The organism is Streptomyces torulosus, assembly GCF_001419765.1.
GTDB lineage: Bacteria > Actinomycetota > Actinomycetes > Streptomycetales > Streptomycetaceae > Streptomyces > Streptomyces torulosus.
The window spans coordinates 1-3250 of the sequence record NZ_LIRK01000854.1; the positions used below are offsets into that span (position 1 = coordinate 1).

A 3250-nucleotide genomic window follows, 5' to 3' on the forward strand; every position below is an offset into this window, starting at 1 on the left:
GGCAGGCGCGGGTCCGTGGGGCTTGGCGCGCCGTTCCCCGCTCCCCTGAAGGGGACTGCGGCCCTTCGGACGTCCGCTGAGCCGGGGTTCAAGGGCGCCTGAAGGGGCCTGCGGCCCTTCCAACGTCCGCTGGGCCGGGCTCAGGGGAGGGGAACTGCGCGATCAGCCCCCACTCAGCCGCCGGGTGAAGAATCGACCCAGTGCGCCCTCGTCTCCCGACGCCCCCCGAACCACCCGCAAGGGTGATCCCTCTTCACGGTCTCCGGTTACCCTCGCCCCATGAGCCGTCCTCCCACGTTCAACCCTCCTCCCGGTGCCCGCGCCCACCGGCTGCGCACCTCGCGTGGTGAGTTCGCCGTCATCGAGGCGGGCACCCCGGTGAAGGGCACCGTGCTCCTCGTGCCGGGGTTCACGGGCAGCAAGGAGGACTTCATCGCGCTGCACGAACCGTTGGCGGAGGCCGGCTACCGCTCCGTCGCCGTGGACGGGCGGGGCCAGTACGAGAGCGAGGGCCCCAAGGACGACGAGTCGCCGTACGCGCAGGACGAGCTGGCGAGGGACCTGCTCGCCCAGGCACAGGTCGTCGGCGACGGCGCCCCCCTGCATCTCCTCGGCCACTCCCTCGGCGGTCAGATCTCCCGCGCCGCCGTCCTCCTGAACCCCTCCCCCTTCGCCTCCCTCACTCTGATGGCCTCGGGCCCGGCCCAGATCTCGGAGAGCCAGCAGCAGCGCGTGAAGCTGTTGCGGGACGCCTTGGCCGTGATGGGCATGGAGCAGGTGTGGGACGCCATCCAGGCGATGGAACCGCCGGAGGAGACCGACACCGGCGGCCTCGACGAAGGGCTGGACGACAGCGCCGACCTGCGCCGCCGCTGGCTCGCCCACAGCCCGGCGCAGCTCATCGCCACCGGCCGGCAGCTCTGCGCGGAGCCCGACCGCGTCGCGGAACTGGCCGCACTGGGGCTGCCCACACACGTCCTGTCGGGCGAGCGCGACGACACCTGGCCGATCCCGCTCCTCGACGACATGGCCGCACGCCTCCAGGCGCACCGCACAGTCATCGCCGCCGCCGAGCACTCCCCCAACACGGACCAGCCGAAGGCCACGGCCTCCGCCCTGATCGGCTTCTGGGATCAGCTGACCGGCTGATCGCCCCTCTGCCGGCACCGGCTAGTACTGCGCCCTCAGGTGCTCCCAGAACCCGTCCCGCAGCGCCCTTCTCAGGTCCGCCTGGCCCCGTAGCGAGTACTGGAGCAGCCCCTCCGCCTCGACGAGGAGGTCCTGGTCGACCGAGCCGGGCAGGTACGGGTGGCCGTGCAGGAGTTCCTTGAGCGGCTCGCGGCCCCGGGACGCCAGCCACTTCGCGGCGATCTGGGCGCCGACGAAGCGGACGTCCTCACGGGTGGGCCGGGCCCCCGCGGTGGCCTCGTACGGGACGGCGGCCCGCCGGGACACGTACGGCTTGAAGAAGTCGAGGTCGAAGGTGCGCTGGCTGTCGACCTCCCAGAGCAGCGGCTCGGCCTGGTTGCGGCCCTCCGGCGCCTCGATGCCCCACAGATGGACGCGCGCCCCGTACCCCTGCGCGGCCTCGACCGCCGAGACCAGGTCCTCGTCGCCGCCGATCAGCGCCGCGTCGCTGATGGCGCGGTGCCGGGCCAGGGACTCCAGGTCCGTGCGGATGAGGGAGTCGACGCCCTTCTGCTGGTTGTTCGCGTTGAGGTTGCCGAGCCGCACCTTGACGTCCGGCAGCTCGGCGATGGACTGCTGCTCCGCCGTGTGGATGCGGCGCCGCGCCCCGTCGTACCAGTAGACCCGGAGCAGCCGGCTGTCCGCGAAGATCGTGCGGGCCCGGTCGATCAGGGCGTCGATGAGACCTTCCGCATCGAGGTCGAAGGACCGCCGGTCCTCCGTTCCGGCGACGAGCCGCCCCATGGCCGCGTACAGATACCCGGCGTCGACGAAGATCGCATGGGTCGAGGGCGTCTTCGCCACCTCGGCGAGCATGCGCTGGAGCAGCTCGTTCGTACGGTCGATGCGGGCGCCGAGCGCCGCCAGGTCGTCGTCGTTCATATGCATCCATTGTCCTGGCGGTCACGCTGCGAACACAACCGGTCCCAATCAGTCTTCCAGCTTCCTGGTAGACACACCCACAACGTCACTTACCAGCCAGTAATTAGGTTCTCGAAAAATTTCCTTAGCGTAGGGAATGTTTGTAACACGCATACCGTTGAATCCTCATGGAACACGGGCACCGACGACCCGCGCACCACCAGTAGTTCTCCCCAGCGGGAGGACGACCAGACGAAGGGAGAAGCCATGCGCTTCGAAATCCTGCGACTCGACGACGTCAACGGCACGCCCGTCGACAGCACGGTCGTGGAAGCCGCCTCCGTCAACAGGATCGTGCAGCAGGCCGCCGCCATCGGGCAGCGCCTCTGGATCCGTCCCGCCGACGTGACCGCTTCGTAGTACCGGCCGACGCGACCGCCTCACGGGAGGCGGATGCGTGCAGACTTCAGAGCCCCGTACGGGCCGCACCGAGGTGCGCCGTACGGGGCTCTGCGTACATCCGGCCCCTGCACAGGCCGCCCCTGGCGGGGGTTGGCGTCAGCTGCCCTGGACCACCTGCGTGACGCCGTTGATGATCTGCTGCACCGCGATGGCGGACAGCATCATGCCCGCGAGCCGGGTCACCAGCACCACACCGCCGTCCTTGATGACCCGGATGATCAGCAGCGAGTACCGCATCGTCAGCCACAGCACGACGTGGATCGCCAGGATCGCGCCCCACACCGACACCTGGGCGGCCACCCCGTCCGCCTTCTGCACCGCGAGGATCACCGACACGATCGCCCCGGGCCCGGCGAGCAGCGGCATACCGAGCGGCACCAGGGCGACGTTCACGTCCTTCGTCTGCTTGGGCTCGTCCGTCTTGCCGGTGAGCAGGTCGAGCGCGATCAGCAGGAGCAGCAGTCCGCCCGCGATCATCAGCGCGGGTACGGAGACATGCAGGTAGTCGAGTATCTGGTGCCCCAGCAGACCGAAGACGGCGATCACACCACCGGCCACGCAGACGGCCTGCAGCGCCATCCGCTTCTGCGTCCGGGCGGGGCGCCCGGCCGTGAGGCCCAGGAAGATCGGGGTGATCCCGGGGGGATCCATGATCACGAACAGGGTGAGGAAGAGGGAACCGAAGACGGCGAGATCGAACACGGGGGTGCCTTGCGAGAGTGTGTGGAAGGGGAGGGAG

General features: G+C 69.7%; 4 protein-coding genes. 2 read left to right on the forward strand and 2 right to left on the reverse strand.

Annotated features, from left to right (window positions below):
• The first annotated feature begins 279 nt into the window (after positions 1-279).
• Positions 280-1149: an alpha/beta fold hydrolase gene (locus AOK23_RS41385; RefSeq protein ID WP_055717552.1), complete on the forward strand. Its 870-nt coding sequence runs from the start codon at positions 280-282 to the stop codon at positions 1147-1149.
• 21 nt (positions 1150-1170) lie between these two features.
• On the opposite strand, the gene AOK23_RS41390 is transcribed toward AOK23_RS41385, so the two are convergent.
• Positions 1171-2076 (reverse strand): NYN domain-containing protein, encoded by a 906-nt coding sequence (locus AOK23_RS41390; RefSeq protein ID WP_099967353.1) that lies wholly within the window; start codon positions 2074-2076, stop codon positions 1171-1173.
• A 240-nt stretch (positions 2077-2316) separates the two neighbouring features.
• Between AOK23_RS41390 and AOK23_RS47485 the strand changes: the two genes are divergently transcribed.
• Positions 2317-2469, forward strand: a complete 153-nt coding sequence (locus AOK23_RS47485) for a hypothetical protein (protein WP_107102995.1) — start codon at positions 2317-2319, stop codon at positions 2467-2469.
• 138 nt (positions 2470-2607) lie between these two features.
• Here the strand turns inward: AOK23_RS47485 and AOK23_RS41395 are convergent, their stop codons facing one another.
• Entirely contained in the window at positions 2608-3213 is a 606-nt protein-coding gene (locus tag AOK23_RS41395; RefSeq protein WP_055717554.1) for a MarC family protein, read from the reverse strand.
• Positions 3214-3250 lie beyond the last annotated feature (37 nt).

Excerpts from the sequence above, each read along its gene's own strand:
- AOK23_RS41385 (WP_055717552.1), top strand. The coding sequence starts at position 280 with ATGAGCCGTCCTCCCACGTTCAACCCTCCTCCCGGTGCCCGCGCCCAC.
- AOK23_RS41390 (WP_099967353.1), bottom strand. The coding sequence starts at position 2,076 with ATGCATATGAACGACGACGACCTGGCGGCGCTCGGCGCCCGCATCGAC.
- AOK23_RS47485 (WP_107102995.1), top strand. The coding sequence starts at position 2,317 with ATGCGCTTCGAAATCCTGCGACTCGACGACGTCAACGGCACGCCCGTC.